Genomic DNA, 17,974 nt, shown 5'->3' with positions numbered 1-17,974 from the left:
CCCCGTTCGTCCTCTCGCGGCGTCACTCGCCGTCCGACGGTTCGACGTTCCGGTTCGAGAGAGCGTCAGTCGGCGGGGGCTTCCATCGCCTCCGCCGCGGTGGGTGGCACTTCGACGACGACGCTGGTCCGCGCTTCGAGCCGTCGGAGCACCTCGGGTCGGGCGACCACGTAGAGCGTGTCCCCGGGTTCGATGAGCCGCGAGCGCGTCGGAATGGCCTGGACCGTCCCCGAGGCGGGACGGACCGCGGCGACGGTCACGTCGAGCGACCCGAGCGTCTCCCCCACGATTTCGGAGCCCTCGGGGACGGTGACCGCGGCCATCGTCTCGTCGGCGACGCGGAGCAGGGAGGCGAACTCCCGGTCCGCACGGGGTTCGGCCGGGAGCGAGACGAGCCGGTACGTCGTCGTCGCGTCGACCTTCCCGACGTCCGTGGCGTCGGCGGCGAGCGTGACGACGTCGCCGTTCGTCGCCCGGAGTTCCGCCGTGAAGAGCCGTTCGGGCGGTCGACGCGTCCCCTCCGCTGGCTCCGTCGGATCGACGCCGTCGGTGTCGTCGCTCTCCGGCGGTTCGGGGTCGACGCCGCCGGGTCGCCACACCTGAACCAGGTCGCCCGGGCTCGCGGCGTTCGCCGGGTCGGCGCGGAGCGAGAGGGCGACCGTTCCGTGTCCGAGCGTCGGCCCGAGTCCCGCCGCCCGGCTCCCGACCGCGAGATACTCGACGACCCCCCGCTCGGTGAGTTCGACGTCGACGTAGCCGACGCGGTAGTCGTCCTTCAGCCGGGTGATGAGCCTGTCGCGGAGTTCCTCGATGGTGAGCCGGTTCGGGAACAGCAGCGTCTTCGCGCCCATCTCCTCTTTCAGTTCGGCGGAGACGGGGTCGTAGCTCTCCATGTCCTCGATGTCGTCGGCCTCGGGGAGCGTCACCGCCGTGACCCGCCCGACGGTTCGGACGATGCGCGACACCTCCGCGTCCAGTTCCTTCGCGCCGGCGACGGCGAAGACGTCCGTCGCCACGCGGTCACCCACGCGCCGTCCGACCGGCGTCGCGAACGCCGCGAGCCCGATGGCGACGACGTTGAACACGACCGCGTCGAACTCGAAGATGGTCGCCCCCCGACCGACGACGAGCTGGCTGAACAGGCCGACGGTGTTGAGATACAGCGCGACGACCGACAGCCCGAGGACGGTCGACACGCCGAGGGGGACCGGTTCGCGGGTGTACCACCGGAAGACGAGCGCCGAGAGCCCCGAGACGGTTCCTGCGGCGAAGACGAACGCCAGGAGCCGCGCGACGTCCTCGACGAGCGTCGGGCTGTCGAGCGAGACGTTCTGGAGGAAGACGAGACCGCTCACGCGACCACCTCCGCGAAGGCGGTGAGCGCGTCCGGTCGGCCGACGACGAAGAGGTCGTCGCCGGCCCCGACCGACTGTGACCCGCGTGGCGTTACCCGCCACGTCCCCTCGTGGCGGAGGGCGAGGACGGCGACGTCGTAGTTGTCCCTGACGGCCGCCCCGCCGAGCGTGACGCCGTCGAGCGCTCCCCCTTCACGGACGGTGAGCTTCCGGAAGCGCTGTCCACCCCGCCGGAGCAGCGAGATGAGTTCGAACTCGCGGCGGACGCCGTGGGAGTTGACGACGAGGCGGTCGACCGACGACACGCCGAGGAGGGCGGTCGCATCCGGTCGGCTGACCGCGAGCGTGACGCGGCCGTCTCCGCCCGCCGTCGTCGGGGTGACCGGGGTCACCGGTGCCGACGCGGCCGCGTCGACCCCCCGTCGGTCGCTACCGTCTCCGCCCTCGTCTCGTTCGTCTTCGCGCTCAGGACGGTTCCGGAGACGGTTCGGTCGCCGGCGACGACGTCGACGTCGTCGCCGGCTGCCAGGCCGGTCGGCAGCAGCGCGTTCACGGACACCGCGCGCTTACCGGGTGGGACGCGCTTCGAGAGCGCGCCGCTCGGCGGGGCGGCGCTCACGGTCGCGCGGGCGTTCTCGTCCAGGCGCACCGACACGTCGGCGAGGTCGAACTCCGAGCGGAGGCGGTCGGCGAACCGGGTTTCGAGTTCGACGAGCGGGACGTCGACCGGGAACGTCCACTCGCCGTCGCGGATGCTCGTGCGGAGGTCCGCGGGGAGGGCGGGGTAGCCCTCCATGTCGCCGACGTCGCCGGAGACGGTGACGCGGACCTGACCGCGCCCGCCGACGAGTTCGACCACATCCGTGTTGAGGGTCCGTTCGGTGAGTTCCCGGAGGCTCAGCCGTCGCGGCACCGATGCACCGAGTTTGTCGCCCTCGCTGTGCGCGTACAGCGAGAGCATCAGGACGACGATGATCGCGACGACGAACCGTTCGCCGGAGCCGATGAGTGCCGGGTCCGACAGCGCCATGAGTCCGCCGTTCGCGCCCGCGATGGCCAGCGCCAGCACCATGACACCGAAGCCGGGAACGGTGACACCCGTGATGTATTTGAAGGCGAACCCGAGTATCCCCGACACCAGCGCGGGAATGATCCCCGTGAGGATGCCCAGGTAGAGTCCGAAGAGCACCTCGATAGGCAGCGAAGCCATAGTCGAACAACTCGCGCCGTCGGGATACCAGTTCCGACCCCCTCCACGGGGCTCTCGAACCGACGCGTCTCGGGCACCGAGCGGCCGGCGGCGAGCCCCGACCGCAGGCGTCGGGTGGCTCACGCAACCGCCTCCTCGAACGCGCCCAGCGCCTCGCGCGTCCCGACGACGACGAGGCTGTCGCCGGCGGCGACGGCCTGTCCGCCGCGCGGTGCGATCCGCCACGTCCCCTCGTGGCGGACGGCGAAGACGGCGACGCCGTAGCTGTCGCGGACGGCCGCCTCTCCGACCGTGACACCGTCGAGGAGACCGCCTTCACGCACCGTCAGCGTGCGGAACCGGCGGCCGCTGCGCCGGAGCAGCGAGATGAGTTCGAACTCGCGGCGGACGCCGTGGGAGTTGACGACGAGTCGTTCGGCCGACGACACGCCGAGAAGGGTCTCCGCGTCCGGTCGAGTGACCGCGAGCGTGACGCGGCCGTCTCCGCCCGGTGCGGTCGAAGCCGAGGCGGGTGCCGGCGCGTCCGTGTCGACCCCGCCGTCGGTCGTGGCCGACTCTCTCGCCGCCTTCGACCCGCCCGCGACGCTGAGAACGGTTCCGGAGACGGTTCGGTCGCCGGCGACGACGTCGACGTCGTCGCCGGCTGCCAGGCCGGTCGGCAGCAGCGCGTTCACGGACACCGCACGCTTGCCGGCGGGGATGCGTTTCGAGAGCGCACCGACGGGCGGTGCGGCGCTCACAGTCGCGCGGGCGTTCTCGTCCAGACGCACCGACACGTCGGCGAGGTCGAACTCCGAGCGGAGGCGGTCGGCGAACCGGGTTTCGAGTTCGACGAGCGGGACGTCGACCGGGAACGTCCACTCGCCGTCGCGGATGCTCGTGCGGAGGTCCGCGGGGAGGGCGGGGTAGCCCTCCATGTCGCCGACGTCGCCGGAGACGGTGACGCGGACCTGACCGCGCCCGCCGACGAGTTCGACCACGTCCGTGTTGAGCGTCCGCGCCGTGAGCTTCCGGAGGTTCAGCCGTCGCGGCACCGACGCGCCCAGTTTGTCGCCCTGGCTGTGCGCGTACAGCGAGAGCATCAGGACGACGATGATCGCGACGACGAACCGCCCGCCGGAGCCGATGATGGTCGGATCGTTCAGCGCCATGAGTCCGCCGTTCGCGCCCGCGATGGCGAGCGAGAGGACGACGACGCCGAGCCCGGGGATGGTCACGTTCGTGACGTATTTGAACAGGAAGCCGAGGACGCCCGACACCAGCGCCGGGATGATCCCCGTGAGGATTCCCAGATAGAGTCCGAAGAGAATCTCGACCGGGAGCGAAGCCATACCCCCGTTCACTCGTGCGGTCGGTATACAAGTTACGTCCCGCACCGTCGGTCCGTCCCCCGATCCGTCCCGTCGGTCGTGAGGAGACGGACTCTCCCGAGCGTCACCGAGTGGTTCCGAGCGCCGCCTACCATCCATCCGTCTCCGGTTCGGCCCGCGCGGGCCACTCGCTCCTGCTCCGACTCGCGAGTGCGATGACGTGGCGCGAGGCGACCGTCTTTCCGCACGTAACCGTCACCATCGGCGTCGACGGTCCGCTCGGCGATCTCGTCGTCTCGCCTCCGCGTACAGGATGGACGGGACCCGTGAGCCGACGTCTCTCACGCGCTCTCGAACCCCCAGTCCGTTCGTTTCGGGCATGTCGTCGTCGCTCAGGACGCGGCTGACCGGTGTCGCCTCACTCTGGAGTCGCTCCGGACCGCTGCCGACCGGGCCGGCATCGGCGTCGCGTCGACCGAGCTGTTTAATACAGCGAGTCGACCCAACCACGGGTATGGTCAGTCGCCAGTGGATCGGTGGACGGGCGTCGGTGGCGCTGACCTTCGCCGTCGCCATCGCGTCGGTCGTCACTGGCATCGCCAACATCGGCGCGCCGCCGCGCCCGATCGGTCCCATCGCGGCGCTCGTCCCCGAGTTCGTCCCGATCATCGCCGGCTTCACCGGAGCGCTCACGGGCTTTCTGCTCCTCGCCAGCGCGTTCGGCCTCCGGCGAGGGCTCCGCGCGGCGTGGTACGCGACGATGGTGCTGTTTCCCGTCACGGCCGCACAGGGTGCGCTCCAGTCGAACGAGCGCGCCGTCCCGCTCGTCGCGCTGTCGGTCGTCGCGTTCCTCGTGCTCGGGTTCAACCGCAAGCGGTTCCACCGCGACCTCGACCTCTCCGCCACGGAACTGGCCGCCCTCGCCGCCATCATCGGCGCACAGACGTACGGGACCGTCGGCGCCTACGCGCTCCGCGAGCAGTTCAACGGCCTCGACAACCTCGTCGACGCGTTTTACTTCGCGCTGGTCACCGGGTCGACGGTCGGCTACGGCGACATCACTCCCTCGACCCCCATCGCGCGCCTGTTCGGGATGTCCGTCCTGCTCGTGACGGTCTCCTCGTTCGCGGTGGCGCTCGGTGTCCTCCTCACGCCCGCCATCGAAGCACGCCTCTCGAAAGCACTCGGACGCATGACCGAAACACAACTCGACCTCCTCGAAAACCACGTCCTCGTGCTCGGCTACGGGGACCTCACCGAACCGATCCTCGAAGAACTCGCGTCGAAGGCGCCGTACGTCGTCATCACCCGGGACACAGAACGTGCCCGGATCCTCTCGGACCGCGACGTCGACGTCTTCACCGCCGACCCGAGCGACGCGGAATCGCTCCAGCGCGCCCGCGTCGACACCGCCCGCGCCGTCGTCGTCGCCACCAACAACGACGCCGAGGACGCGCTGGCCATCCTCACGGCACGACAACTGAATCCGGAGGTCAGAATCGTCGCGGCGGCCTCGAACAGGGAGAACGTCGACAAACTCAAGCGCGCCGGCGCGGACACCGTCATCAGCCCGACCACCCTGGGAGGACACCTGATGGCCGAGTCGGCGCTCGGCGGCGACTCCGAGCGGGTCGAACAAAAGGTCATGGAGGAGAAGCCGTCGAAAGAGCATCCGGTCGACGAAGAGGGGGACGGAGCGGAAGCCTCGGGTGGCGCTGACCCGGACGGCGGGTCCGAACCGGGCGACCGCTGACGGCTTCACCGTCGCGTCCGTCTCCCTTCCGCGACTCGCGCACCCGCCCCGAATCTCGGTACCGCCAGTGTAATGCGAGCGGTGTCTGTGGGTGGACACATGCGCCAGATCAAGGTGGTGGTCCCCGAGGAGGACCTGGACGGGGTTCTCGCGGTCCTCGACGACGAGTCCATCGACTACGTTGTCACGCAGAGCGCGACCGCCGAAGAGACCGTCCTTCTGGAGTTTCCGCTGCCGACGCAGGCCGTCGAGTACATCCTCGAAGAGCTTCGAGCGGCCGGCCTCGACGACAGTCAGTACACGATCATCACGGCCACCGAGACGGCGAAGACCGCACACTTCAACGAACTCGAGGACCGGTTCGTCGCTGGCCCCGAGGAGGACGACTCCGTCGCCCCCGAAGAGATCAGGGGAAAGGCCCTCGGGATGCACCGCAACAACCTCACCTACTACGGGCTGACGCTCCTGAGTACGATTGTCGCCACCGCGGGACTGCTCCTCGACTCGCCGGCCGTCGTCGTCGGCGCGATGGTGATCGCCCCGCAGGTGGGGTCGGCACTCATCTCGGGCGTGGGAATCGTCCTGGACGACCGCCGGATGCTCCTGGTCGGGTTCCGTTCGCAGGTGCTCGGGTTCGCGCTGGCCATCGGCGGTGCGGCGGCGTTCGGCTTCCTGTTGAAACGCGGCGGGTTCGTCTCCTCGTTGCTCTCCGTGGGAAACGTCAGTCAGGTCGCGAGTCGCGTCTCGCCGGGACTGTTGACACTGGCGGTCGCCATCTGCGCCGGCGCGGCGGGGGCACTCGCCCTCGCGACGGCGCTCCCGGTGTCGCTGGTCGGCGTGATGATCGCCGCCGCGCTCGTTCCGGCCGCGGCCGCCGTCGGCATCGGCATCGCGTGGGGCTCTCCGAACATCGCACTCGGTGCCGGGCTGTTACTCTTAGTGAACGCCGTCGCGGTCAACCTCTCGGCCTTCGCGGTGCTGTGGTATCTCGGCTACCGACCGCCCGACTGGGCCGAGGCCGACGGGCTGGCGGTTCTCTGGCAGAAGTGGGAGACCGTCGTGACCATCGTCGTTCTGGCGGGCCTGCTGGTCACGGCGTCGACGTTGCTGGCCGGTCCGATCGCGTTCGAACGGGCCGCCACGGAGTCCGTCGAGGGCGTTATCGAACGTCCCGAGTACGACGACGTCGAACTGGTCCGCGTCCGAGCGGATATCGGCGTCGGGCTGGGCCTGACCCCGTCCGAGGGCGAGTCGGTGATGGTCACCGTCAACCGTCCGGTCGACACCGCCTATCCACAGCTTCCCGAACGTATCGCCGCCGCGATCGCGACCGAGACCGGCCGGGACGTCGCGGTCGTCGTCGAGTTCAACGACCGGGGTCGCGCGCCCCCCGCGGCCGACCGTTCGATGACAGTCCGTCCTAACTCGCCCGCTATCTGACCGGCCGACTCACGGGTCCCCTCGGTCCACCACTGCGACGTCCGTCTCGACCTCCGCGATCCGCTCGAACGTGGGCGGCGAGACGAACCGAGACGCGGCGGAGCGGTCGCCGCTCGACCCGATGATGACGAGGTCGTACGCCCCGGCGTTCGCGGTGATGTACGACGTCACCTCGGACCGGGCGACGCGCGTTTCGACGGGGCGGTCGACGGTCTCGACGAGGTTCGCGAGTCGCGTCTCCGCCGGTCGGCGCTCCACCTCGGTTCCGATGCAGGTGCAGACGCTGAGCGTTCCCCTTTCGCCTACGAGTCGCTCGGCGAAGTCGATCATCGCGTGGGCGGTGTCGCCGGGACGCGCGACCAAAACGAGCACGCGCCGCCAGTCGCAGTCGTCGTCGACCGCGCGGAACGCGATGGCGTCGGACGGCCCGCCGAACACGCCGCGGACGAACTCGGTGAGCGCGCCGTCGTCCGCCTCGTACGGCGTCACGACGAGGTCACAGCCGGTGTCGCGGACGGCCCGGAGCGTCGCCGTCACGGGTTCGCCCTCCGTGACGACCACCTCGCAGGCGACGCCCGACTCCCTGACGCGTTCGGCGACCGATTCGAGGTGGTCGGTGACCGCCGTCGTCTCCCCGTTCTCGTCCTCGCCGCCGCCCTCGACGAAACCGAGGAGGACCACCCTCCCGGCGTCGTGAGCCGCGGCCAGGCGCGTCCCGAACGCGGCGGTCGTCTCCGCGGACCAGTCGGGGCCGCGCATCGGGACCAGCACCCGGTCGTCCGCGGAGACGGTGCTGTAGAGGTAGCGGGCGCGTTTCTCGTAGAACTGCTCGCGCCAGACGTAGAACACGCCGGCGACGAGCGTCCCGAAGACGGCGACGCTCAGCACGTACGACTGTGGGCTCGCGCGGTTGGTCACGAGGACGAGCAGCGCCGTCGAGAACGCCGCCGGTTCCTCGACGTTGAGCGCCCACGTCGTCCCGCCCGTGAGGAGGATAGAGAGCGTGGCCGCCGCGGGGAGGACGCCGAACGTGCCGGTGGGCGGGCCGGAGACGAGAAGGGAGAGTTCGAGCGCAATCCACCCCGCTAACGCCCCGATGGTGAGTCCGACGACGAACTTGACCGGGGAGGCGTACCTCCCCTCGGGGTCGGCAAAGAGCGTGTACGTCCCCGAGGCCAGGGGCGGAAACAGGAGGAACGACAGTTCGGTGAGGGCGTTGGAGATGATCGTCACGCCGCCGATCAGGAGCGGGACGAACAGCAGAATCGAGAGGTGGATGAGGTTGTTCGTGTTCTCGGCCCAGCGGCGGAACTCGACGAGTTCGCGGCGCTCGATGCGGCGGGCTCGCTGCCAGACGGCGGCGACGCGGGCGAGCAGCGTCTCGCGGTCCACGCTGGCCTCAGAGGTCGGCGACGGCGTCGAGGGTGATACCGATGGCCCGCTCGACGTTGTTCTTCGCCTTCTCGGGGAGTTCCTCGTCGGAGTCGGCGCCCTTCTGCGTCCCCTCGACGAGGTTGCCGTCGACGGTGCAGATGGCGCCGGCGCGGAGGCCTTTCCGCCGGGCGAGCGTGAACAGCGTCGCGGCTTCCATCTCCACCGAGAGGATGCCCGCCTCCTCCCACTCGCGGACGTACTCGTCGGTCTCGGCGTAGTAGGCGTCGTCGGAGACGATGGGGCCGACGTGGACCTCCTCGCCTCTCGATTCGGCGCTGTCGACCAGCGCGCGGAGGACCTCGAAGTCGGGTACCGCGGGGAACTCCGCCGGTTCGTACCGTTTGGAGGTGCCCTCGTTCTTCGCCGCTCCCGTGGCGACGATCATGTCGCCGATTTCGATGCCCTGTTGGAGCGCGCCCGTAGTGCCGACGCGGACGAACGTCTCGACGCCGACGCGTGAGAGTTCCTCGACGGCGATGGCCGCCGAGGGGCAGCCGATTCCCGTCGAACAGATGGTCACCGGACGCCCCTCGTAGGTGGCGTTGACGACCGTGTACTCCCGGTTGCTCGCGACGCGTTCGACGTCCTCGCAGCGGTCCGCGATGCGTTCGACCCGACCGGGGTCGCCCGGGACGAGCGCGAGGTCCGCGACGTCGCCCTCCTCGACGAGGAGGTGCGGTTGTTTGCCCATACTCGGCGTCCGGCGGCGGAGATGAAAAAACCGCGTGGATGCCACCCGCCGACCGGACGATGCGACCGGGTGGCGGACTCGGCTCGGCGGACGAAGCGACCGACGGACGACACGACTACCGGACGAAACGGCCGGACGATTCTTGTCACCCGCGTCCCGGGAGATGGTATGGACGCCGACACGGACGGACTCCCGGTCGACCGACTGTTCGGTGGTGCCCTCGCCGCGGGCGTCGTCGTCGCGCTCGGCGCGTACGTCGCCGGTGTGGACCTCACGTTCGCGGTCGGGACGGGGCTGTTCGTCGCGGTGCTCGCCGTCGCAGGCGGACTCGCCGTCCTCGGCAGGTGACTCTCCCCTTCACTCGCCGTGTTCGCCGACCGGTTCGCGCTCGACCTCGACCCCGCGGGCCCGCATCGTCTCGACGGCCCCCCACGAGAGCTCCGCGCGCGCGCCTCGCGTCTCGGCCGCGAGCGCACCGCAGGCGTTTCCGACCGTCAGCGCGTCCTCGACGCTCGCCTCGTCGAGGGTCGCGGCGAGATAGCCCGCGGCGAACGCGTCGCCCGCTCCCGTGGTGTCGACGACGTCGGCGGCGAACCCCGGGTGCGTGTACCGCCGGCTGTCGGTTCGCACCTCGGCCCCGTTCGGACCGCGTTTGATGACCACCGCGCGGGTCTCGCTCTCGATTCCGAGGCCCGCGCCCGCGTCGTCGCGGGCCGACTCCCGCCCGTCGGCGAGCGCGAGGGCGGCCTCCCGGCCGTTGAGGAAGAGCACGTCGACCCGGTCGAGCACCGCGCCGAAGTCGCGTTCGCCGACGAGTCGGCCGGGGTCGAGGCTCACCGAGAGCCCCAGGTCGCCGGCGAGGGCGGCGAGGCGCCGCGCCGTCGTCGGCGACTGGCCCGTGAGGTGGAGGTGGTCCGCGCCGTCGATGCTGTCGACCGACAGCGCGTCGGTGTCGAACGCCTCGTTCGCGCCGGGCGTCCCGAAGATCATCACCTCGCCGTGGTCGTCGACGGCGATGTACTTCACGGCCGTCGGGCGGTCCGGAACCACCTGTACGCCCGTCGTGTCGACGCCGGCGGCGGCGAGTTCGTGCCGCGCCTCCGTGCCGTGGGAGTCGCCGCCGACGCTCCCCAGGAGGGCGGCATCGAGCCGGAGCCCCGCGAGGCCGCAGGCGACGTTCGCCGCGCTGCCTCCCCCCGCGGCCTGCACCTCACGGACCTGCGCCTCGCCGTCGGGGGCGGGCAGGTCGTCGACGTGCAGCGTCACGTCCCAGTTGACGTGCCCCGCACAGATGACGCGCGGCATGGCTGTCTCTCTCGTACCAGTCAGCGGCGGGTGTTAAAACGTCTGTGTCACCCGAGCGGGGCGTTTACGTTCGAGCCGTCGGGGTGGCGAGGTTCGTCTCGGTGGTTCGTGTCCTCGGGTGGTCGGTGGGTACGACCGAACCGCGCGACACACGGGCGCGGTGAGACCGCATCCTCATCCTAGCGACCCCGCCGTCGGCGACTCGGACGCCCTCGCCTGTGCGAACACGAGTCGCGGGACTCGGAGACCAACGAAAGCCCTGTCGGAACCACACACCCGAAGTCGGTTGCCTGGTGGCTCTTCACCGGCGAACTATCACGCGATGGCGAACAGCAACAGGTTGTGCGCGCCCGGGCCCAGTCCGACGGCGGCGACGACGCCGAGCAGCAGCGACCCCTCGCGGGGGTCTTCCTCCATCAGGTCGGCGAAGAGCACGACGACGCCGCCAACCAGCGCGAGTTTTACGAGGACGAACAGCCAGCCGCTCCCCAGCAGGGGCTCGGTCGGCAGCCCCGCCGCGAACTCGATGATGTACCGCGAGAGCGGGGTACGCTCGCCGAAGCCGAGCACGTCGACGCCGACAGCCGTCGACACGCCGTCGACGGCGTGGGCCAAGAGGGCGAGGAGGCCGACCCGGCCGGTGTGTTCGACGCGCGGGACGAGACGGGTGAGAAGCGCCCACGCCGCCGCCCCGACAGCGAGACTCACCCCGAGCGCGACGGTGGACCACAGCGGCGAGAACGTCCCACGGGAGAGGCCGACGGCGATGCCCGTCGCACAGGTGGGTACGACCGCCGCGAGGCCGACGTAACCGAGTACCTGCGGTGTCGTCTCGGCGTCCACGGCGGCGTCGGCCGCGAGCCAGGTGAGGCCCGCGCCGACGGCGACGGTGGCGTAGACGGCGGGCGTCCCCCCGAGCGGCCGGAGCAGGGCGGGGAGGGCGTCGACGACGTACAGCGCGTGGGCGCACGACCCGGCCAGAATCCACGGCACGAACGCGACGACGTGCCGCCGGTCGACCGCGAGGTCACGACTGGTCGCGCCGACGGCGACGACGCCGAGGCCGACCGCAAGTGCGATCAGATACGGTAGTGGCGGGAGGGCGAACCCCTCCGGGAGGAACTGGAGAAGCGGCATCGCCATGCGAAAGCGACCGTGACCTCGGAGTAAACCACTTGCGTTCTTCCCTCCCTACCCCCGGCGTTTTTATGACCGGTTCGCCTCTCTCGGGCTATGAATCGGAGCGAGTTCGCCGCCCGCATCGACCACACCGTCCTCGGCCCGGAGACCCGACCGTCGGACGTCGAGCGCGTCGTCGACGAGGCCGAGGCACACGGCATGAACGCCTGCATCCCGCCGTGTTACGTCGCGGCGGCACGCGAGCAGGCACCCGACCTCACCCTCGCGACGGTTATCGGCTTCCCCCACGGCCAGAACGCCACCATCGCCAAGCGCGAGGAGGCGGCGACGGCCTGGCGCGACGGCGCCGACGAACTCGACGTCGTCGTCAACGTCGGTCGCCTCCACGCCGGCGAGGACGGCGAGGTGCGCGACGAGTTGGCAGAAGTCGTCGCCGCCGTCCCCATCCCGGTGAAGGTCATCATCGAGACGGCGCTTCTGGACAGAGAGGAGAAACACCGCGCCTGCAAACTCGCCCGCGACGCCGACGCCGCGTTCGTCAAGACCTCGACCGGGTTCGCCGACGGCGGAGCCACGGTGGAGGACGTCGAACTCATGGCCGAGTACCTGCCCGTCAAAGCGAGCGGCGGCGTCGGCAGTTACGAGGAGGCACGGGCGATGTTCGACGCGGGTGCCGAACGCATCGGCGCGTCCTCCGGCGTGGCCATCGTCGAGGGGTTCCCCGCGGACGAAAACGCGAACGAGAGCGAGAGCGAGAACGAAGACGAGGAGTAACCGAGCATCACGCCAGCGCGAGGAGTTCGTCGCCCCCCTCGCGGGCGACGGTCAGGAACGCCTCGGCCCGCGTCGAATCTCCTTCGCTCATCGTCCCGTTTTACGCCGGTTCGAGCACCAGCAGCGTCGTCGTCTGGTTCCCCTCGGCGTCGCCCAGCCGTGCAGTGACGTACACGCGGCCGTCGGCGACGCTCATGGGCCCGGCGTAGCCGCCAGTCGGGTGCGAGAAGCGGAGCGCTTCCTGGCGGATCGTTCCGTTCGAGAAGCCTCCGCCCGGCTTCAGCCCGTACAGGCGGTCACCGGTCGTGAAGACGGTGTCGCCGGCGACGACGGGCGTGTGGTCGCCGGTGGTACCGACGTCGAACGCCCACCGCTTCTCCCCGCTGTCGACGTCGAGCGCGTGGAGACTCCGGCCGCCGTCGGCGTAGACAGTACTGTCGGCGACGGCGATGCCGCCCTTGGCGAACCCGCCGACCTCGGTGGACCACGCGAGGTTCGCCCGGGCCGTGTCGACGGCGTGGACGAAGCCGTCGAACGTGCCGACGAACACCTGTCTCCCCGCGAGCGTCGGGGGCGTCTGACACTTCGCGGGCAGGTCGACCCGCCAGTAGCCGTCGCCGTACTCGTCGAGCGCGTACAGTTCGCCGCCCTCGGTGACCGCGTAGACGACGCCGCGCCTGACTGCCACGGACTGGCGGACCTGGCCGAAGAGGTCGTGTGACCACTCTTCGTCCCCGGTTTCGGCGTCAAGCCGACTCACGTGTCCCTCGCCGCCGACGTACACCGCCTCGCCGTCGTCGTCCAGCCGAGGCGTCACGTACGACCCGACGTCGACCGCCGTCGTCCACCGCTTCTCGCCGCTCGTGGCGTCGATGGCGTGGACGCGCTGGTGACCGTTCGCGACGTAGACCGTTTCATCCCTGACCGTGGGTGCCGCCCAGAAGTTCCCCTGTCCGTCCTCCGGGGCGACCTCCCAGTTCGTCTCGCCGCTGTCGAGATCGAGTGCCCGGAGGGTGTCGCCGACGAGGTAGAGCGTGCCGTCGGCGACGATTGGCTGGGCGCTCCCGAGTCGGTCGTCGACCCGCCGAGCCTCCGAGACACCGCGAATCGTGTTCGCCCCGGGGACGTAGTTCGTGTTCGCCCCGTCGTGGCCGGCGGTCGGCCAGTCGGTTCGGTCGCCGGCGGCGTCGGCCGCAGCGTCGTGTCCGTCGTCAGCGAGACAGCCGGCGGCGGCTCCCAGGGAGGCGGCCCCGCAGGCCGCGAGGAACCGCCGTCTCGTCTGCGTGGAGGGCATCGGTTCCGACTGTCCGTGCAACGGACAAGTGTCTTCTCCTCGCCGCTACCTGGCGTGAACCTCCCGCCCCCGAGTTTATGTCGGAGGCCGCGGCCACACCCGCTGTGACCTGACCTCGACCGCGACGCGGCCCGGAGCGCGTGTGCGCTCACTCGCCGTCAGCACACCGCGTCGTGCTCTGGTTCGCCCCCCCACGTGCTGACCGTTCGCCCCGCTCACCCCCGTTCTCACACCCCCATCCCGAACGGACAGACCGTCGTGCTTTTGCCCGCCGGCCGGCAAGCGCCCACGAAGCGAATGGCTCGGTATCACATCGAGACGTACGGCTGTACGTCCAATCGAGGCGAGAGCCGACAGATCGAGTCGGCGCTCCGCGACGCGGGCCACTACCGCGTCGATGGGCCAGAAGAGGCCGACGTCGCCATCATGAACACCTGCACCGTGGTGGAGAAGACGGAACGGAACATGCTCCGCCGGGCCAAAGAACTCGAAACGGAGACCGCCGACCTCATCGTCACCGGCTGTATGGCGCTCGCCCAGGGCGACCTCTTCCGCGAGGAGAGCGTCGACGCCCAGATTCTCCACTGGGACGAGGTTCCCTCGGCCGTGACGAACGGCGAGTGTCCCACGCCCGGGCCGGGCGTCGAACCCGTCCTCGACGGCGTCGTCGGCATCCTCCCCATCGCCCGCGGTTGCATGAGCGACTGCTCGTACTGCATCACGAAGCACGCGACGGGCAAGATAGACTCCCCCTCGGTCGAGGAGAACGTCGAGAAGGCGCGCGCGCTCGTCCACGCCGGCGCGAAGGAACTCCGAATCACGGGCCAAGACACCGGCGTCTACGGCTGGGATCAGGGGGAACGAACGCTCCACGAACTCCTCGACCGCATCTGTGACATCGACGGCGACTTCCGCGTCAGGGTCGGGATGGCCAACCCGAAGGGCGTCCACGGCATCCGCGAGGACCTCGCCCGGGTGTTCGCCGAGAACGAGAAGCTCTACAACTTCCTCCACGCGCCGGTGCAGTCCGGTTCGAACTCCGTCCTGGGGCACATGCGCCGCCAGCACCAAGTGTCGGAGTACGTCGAGGTGTGCGAGACGTTCGACGCTCACCTCGACTACTGGACGCTCTCGACGGACTTCATCGTCGGCTACCCCACGGAGGAGGACGTCGACCACCAGCAGTCGATGGCGCTCCTCCGCGAGACCCGCCCCGAGAAGATCAACGTCACCCGCTTCTCGAAGCGCCCGGGCACCGACGCGGCGAAGCTGAAGGGGCTCGGCGGCACCGTCAAGAAGGAACGCTCGAAGGAGATGTCCGAGCTGAAGATGGCGGTCGTCGCCGAGGCGTACGAGGCGATGGTCGGTACCACCCACGAGGTGCTCGTCGTCGAGGAGGGAACCGGCGACTCGGTGAAGTGCCGCGACGAGGCCTACCGGCAGATCATCGTCCAGAACGCTTCCGACTATGGATTAGAACCCGGTGACTTCTGCGAGGTCGAGGTGACGGGCCACCAGACCGTGTACGCGTTCGCGAAGCCGGTCTGAGCGTCACGCGCCTCGGGCGTTCCGTCACCGTCTCGCGTGAGACCGTTGTCCTCTTGCCTTCGACGCGCGACCGGCCGGTGTGGTCCCTCCAACACGCGCCGAACGACTACGGAGCGTCGCCCCCGCGCTCGCCGTTTTGCTCGTCTTCAGCCTCGTGCTCGCGGCGTCCGGCGTCTGGCCCCCGTTCGTTGCCGTCGAGTCAGGGAGCATGGAGCCGCACCTCGAACGCGGCGACCTCGTGTACGTGACGGCGACGGAGCGGTTCGCGCCCCCCTCAGGCGCGCCTGTTGCCACCCACGCTGCCGCAGCGGAGTACCGACGGCTCGGTGCGCGCGGCGACGTCCTCGTCTTCGACTCGCCGTCGCACGAGGGGCTGGTCATCCACCGTGCGCACCTCCGCGTCGACCGCGGCGAGAACTGGTACGACGAGGCCGATTCCGAGTACCTCCCCGCGTCGGTCGACAGTTGCCGTGAACTCGCACACTGCCCGGCACCACACGACGGCTACGTGACCAAAGGCGACGCGAACGACTACTACGACCAGGCCGGCGGGATGGCCGTCGTTCGAGAGGCCTGGATTACTGGCAAGGGACAGGCCGCCGTCCCGTGGATCGGACACCTCCGGCTACTGCTCGCAGGGCGCTGACCTGCCGTCCTCACCGAACTGCGGCGAGGTACTCTCGGGTCAGCAGCACGGCTCGTCGCTCTCGAAGTACCTCTCAACCGGTCGAGTCACCTCCCGACGGTCGGTGGGGTCGTCACCGCCACGGTCAGTCGACTCGACCTGATACGCCGCGCTGAGCACCGCGTTGGCGACGAGACTCGCTGGGGCGCGTTCGGTGGTCCGTCCGTCGTACCGCCAGACCCGACAGGGAACCGACTCGTCGCTCGCACAGCCGCAGTCGGAGGTCTCGAACTCCGCCTGGACGTCCCGACCGTCGACCCTGACCGTCGGTGACACTTCGAGTCCGACCCTCTCGGCCGTTGCCGCCGAGTCGACGTGGACGCGGTCGAGAACGACGCCCGCGCCGGCGAGCGCGAGCGCGGGTCGAACGGCCGAAAGCGCGCTCTCGACGGCCGCCTCCGTTCCGCGGCACCGTTCGCAGGTTTCTCGGTCGAGGTACAGGAACTCCACTCTGACGTCGCGTGGTCGTGTCGTCATCGACTCCACTTCGTCGTCTCCCACGATTACCCCACACGCCGGCTCGCTTCGACGCGGCGAGGTTGCACCGGTGGGACCGTCCACACTCTGTTAAGTACCACGGCGACGAACTCACCGCCGTGACGCTCGACACCGACCAACAGGCCGCGTGGCACGACCTCGCGGACGTCCTCGGCGCGAAGTACGCGCCGCACGTGCTGTTCGCGCTCGACGCCGACGACCGACGGTTTTCGAACCTCCGTCGGGAACTGGACGTGACGTCGTCGACCCTCTCGCGTCGCCTCGATGCCCTGTCGTGCCGCGGTCTCGTCTCGCGCCGTGTCGCGGCGACGTCGCCGCCGACGACGTGGTACACGCTCACCGACGCTGGCCGCGACGTCGTCGCGGCGCTGTCGACCATCGACGACCGGGCACGGGTCGTCCCCTGCGGCGACGGGACCTGCGCGCACCTGTCGTCACCTGCCTCGTTGGACTGCTGCGACTGACCCTTCCGCGACCCCCTGCCGAACGCAGTCGAAAGCGTTACTGGCCGCGAGGGTCGCGTTCGGGCCTCGTCGACTGGGTTTGGGTCGTGCTCGCCGTTCCCACGGCATCCGTCCCCTCGTCGCGTCGGTCGTCGGGGAACTCCCGCGCGAAGAGGTCCGTCGTCTCGTCCTCTTTCCACTCGCCGAGTTCCTTCGGGTCGACGTGGACGAAGACGTCGTCGACCTGCGGGAGCGCCCGAATGGACTCGATGACCTCCGTCTCGATGTCGTGTGCGTCGAGGAGCGTCATGTCCCCCTCGACCTCGATGTGGAGGCTGACGTCGATTTCGGGGCCGACGTAGTGAGCGACGACGTCGTGAGCGCCTCTCACGTCGGGGTGGGCGAACGCCCGGCGGAGGATTTCGATGCGGAGGGACTCGGGTGGGGCGGCCCCCACGAGGTAGTTGACGTTGTCGCGGACGATCTCGTACCCCGTGTAGAGGATACCGAGCGAGACGACGCCCGCGGCGATCGGGTCGAGGATGGGCACGCCCATCGAGGCACCGACGACGCCGACGAGCGCCGCGCTCGCGGTGAGGATGTCGTTGCGGTTGTCGAGCGCCGTCGCCTCCAGCGCGGGGGAGTGGTACCGCTCGCCCATCCGGAGACAGTAGTGGTAGAGACCGTACTTCACGGCGGCGCTCGTCCCGAGGACGACGAGTCCGAGGGTGCCGGCGGCGCCGCCGTAGTCGCCCGACAGCACCGACGACGTGGCTTGCCAGATGACGGCGAAGCCCGCGGCGAAGACCCCGAGCGCGATGACGAGCGAGACGAACGGTTCGATGCGCTCGTGGCCGTGTGGGTGCTCGAAGTCGGGAGGCTGCGTCGTGAGGTAGAGCCCCGCGAGGATGACGACGCTGTAGACCACGTCCGCGAGGCTGTTGACCGCCTCAGAGCCGACCGCGAGGCTCCCCGTGAGGTACCAGGCGCCGCCCTTGGCGGCCACGAGCGCGACGTTCACCGCGAGGATGACCGCCCCGACCCGCCGTACCGCGTCAGACCGGTCCATCGGTCGTGATTGGACCGAGAGGGTC

General features: G+C 69.9%; 16 protein-coding genes and 1 pseudogene. 7 read left to right on the top strand and 10 right to left on the bottom strand.

Translation table 11 applies throughout. The features are described from left to right. Nucleotides 1-65: 65 nt before the first annotated feature. The 3 genes and pseudogenes from C2R22_RS16140 to C2R22_RS16130 form a co-directional block, all read right to left on the bottom strand. On the bottom strand, nt 66-1,355 hold the full coding sequence (locus tag C2R22_RS16140) for a cation:proton antiporter regulatory subunit (protein WP_103426671.1): 1,290 nt from the start codon (nt 1,353-1,355) through the stop codon (nt 66-68). Further along, a pseudogene (locus C2R22_RS16135) lies at nt 1,352-2,565 on the bottom strand (potassium channel family protein). The gene C2R22_RS16140 and the pseudogene C2R22_RS16135 overlap by 4 nt, the downstream one beginning before the upstream one ends. Before the next feature lie 119 nt (nt 2,566-2,684). Then, nucleotides 2,685-3,896 carry a potassium channel family protein gene (locus C2R22_RS16130; RefSeq protein ID WP_103426670.1) on the bottom strand — a complete coding sequence of 404 codons (1,212 nt, stop codon included), beginning with the start codon at nt 3,894-3,896 and terminating at the stop codon, nt 2,685-2,687. Between the two features lie 493 nt (nt 3,897-4,389). On the opposite strand from C2R22_RS16130, the gene C2R22_RS16120 reads away from it, so the two are divergent. Both C2R22_RS16120 and C2R22_RS16115 read left to right on the top strand, forming a co-directional pair. Next, on the top strand, nt 4,390-5,628 hold the full coding sequence (locus C2R22_RS16120; protein ID WP_103426668.1) for an NAD-binding protein: 1,239 nt from the start codon (nt 4,390-4,392) through the stop codon (nt 5,626-5,628). Nucleotides 5,629-5,727: 99 nt separating this feature from the next. Further along, nucleotides 5,728-7,068 (top strand): TIGR00341 family protein, encoded by a 1,341-nt coding sequence (locus tag C2R22_RS16115; protein ID WP_103426667.1) that lies wholly within the window; start codon nt 5,728-5,730, stop codon nt 7,066-7,068. Nucleotides 7,069-7,077: 9 nt separating this feature from the next. On the opposite strand, the gene C2R22_RS16110 is transcribed toward C2R22_RS16115, so the two are convergent. Together C2R22_RS16110 and C2R22_RS16105 are read right to left on the bottom strand one after the other, a co-directional pair. Then, a complete protein-coding gene (locus tag C2R22_RS16110; protein ID WP_103426666.1) occupies nt 7,078-8,460 on the bottom strand; it encodes an HPP family protein in 1,383 nt (460 codons plus the stop codon). A gap of 7 nt (nt 8,461-8,467) precedes the next feature. Next, nucleotides 8,468-9,193, bottom strand: coding sequence for a nucleoside phosphorylase (locus C2R22_RS16105; RefSeq protein ID WP_103426665.1), 726 nt, complete (start codon nt 9,191-9,193; stop codon nt 8,468-8,470). Between the two features lie 168 nt (nt 9,194-9,361). Between C2R22_RS16105 and C2R22_RS16100 the strand changes: the two genes are divergently transcribed. After that, nucleotides 9,362-9,541, top strand: a complete 180-nt coding sequence (locus tag C2R22_RS16100) for a hypothetical protein (RefSeq protein WP_103426664.1) — start codon at nt 9,362-9,364, stop codon at nt 9,539-9,541. 9 nt (nt 9,542-9,550) lie between these two features. Here the strand turns inward: C2R22_RS16100 and C2R22_RS16095 are convergent, their stop codons facing one another. Continuing rightward, a complete protein-coding gene (locus C2R22_RS16095) occupies nt 9,551-10,498 on the bottom strand; it encodes a carbohydrate kinase family protein (RefSeq protein ID WP_103426663.1) in 948 nt (315 codons plus the stop codon). A 315-nt stretch (nt 10,499-10,813) separates the two neighbouring features. After that, entirely contained in the window at nt 10,814-11,635 is an 822-nt protein-coding gene (locus tag C2R22_RS16090; protein WP_103427710.1) for a DUF63 family protein, read from the bottom strand. 96 nt (nt 11,636-11,731) lie between these two features. On the opposite strand from C2R22_RS16090, the gene deoC reads away from it, so the two are divergent. Beyond that, complete coding sequence (deoC, locus tag C2R22_RS16085; protein ID WP_103426662.1) at nt 11,732-12,412, top strand: deoxyribose-phosphate aldolase; 681 nt, start codon at nt 11,732-11,734, stop codon at nt 12,410-12,412. Nucleotides 12,413-12,512: 100 nt separating this feature from the next. On the opposite strand, the gene C2R22_RS16080 is transcribed toward deoC, so the two are convergent. Continuing rightward, nucleotides 12,513-13,706 (bottom strand): PQQ-like beta-propeller repeat protein, encoded by a 1,194-nt coding sequence (locus C2R22_RS16080; RefSeq protein WP_103426661.1) that lies wholly within the window; start codon nt 13,704-13,706, stop codon nt 12,513-12,515. 297 nt (nt 13,707-14,003) lie between these two features. On the opposite strand from C2R22_RS16080, the gene C2R22_RS16075 reads away from it, so the two are divergent. Together C2R22_RS16075 and C2R22_RS16070 are read left to right on the top strand one after the other, a co-directional pair. Then, nucleotides 14,004-15,254, top strand: a complete 1,251-nt coding sequence (locus C2R22_RS16075; protein WP_103426660.1) for a tRNA (N(6)-L-threonylcarbamoyladenosine(37)-C(2))-methylthiotransferase — start codon at nt 14,004-14,006, stop codon at nt 15,252-15,254. A 79-nt stretch (nt 15,255-15,333) separates the two neighbouring features. Further along, entirely contained in the window at nt 15,334-15,900 is a 567-nt protein-coding gene (locus C2R22_RS16070) for a S26 family signal peptidase (protein WP_103426659.1), read from the top strand. Nucleotides 15,901-15,939: 39 nt separating this feature from the next. On the opposite strand, the gene C2R22_RS16065 is transcribed toward C2R22_RS16070, so the two are convergent. Next, nucleotides 15,940-16,416, bottom strand: a complete 477-nt coding sequence (locus C2R22_RS16065; protein WP_162562540.1) for a DUF2703 domain-containing protein — start codon at nt 16,414-16,416, stop codon at nt 15,940-15,942. A 119-nt stretch (nt 16,417-16,535) separates the two neighbouring features. Between C2R22_RS16065 and C2R22_RS16060 the strand changes: the two genes are divergently transcribed. Next, a complete protein-coding gene (locus C2R22_RS16060) occupies nt 16,536-16,901 on the top strand; it encodes a winged helix-turn-helix transcriptional regulator (RefSeq protein WP_162562539.1) in 366 nt (121 codons plus the stop codon). A 37-nt stretch (nt 16,902-16,938) separates the two neighbouring features. Here the strand turns inward: C2R22_RS16060 and C2R22_RS16055 are convergent, their stop codons facing one another. After that, complete coding sequence (locus tag C2R22_RS16055; RefSeq protein ID WP_103426656.1) at nt 16,939-17,949, bottom strand: cation diffusion facilitator family transporter; 1,011 nt, start codon at nt 17,947-17,949, stop codon at nt 16,939-16,941. Between the last annotated feature and the right edge of the window lie 25 nt (nt 17,950-17,974).

The sequence above is a fragment of the Salinigranum rubrum genome (assembly GCF_002906575.1).
In the GTDB taxonomy this organism is placed as follows: domain Archaea; phylum Halobacteriota; class Halobacteria; order Halobacteriales; family Haloferacaceae; genus Salinigranum; species Salinigranum rubrum.
The sequence above is the reverse complement of the archived record's forward strand: the minus strand, read 5'-3'. Positions and strand labels throughout refer to the sequence as shown.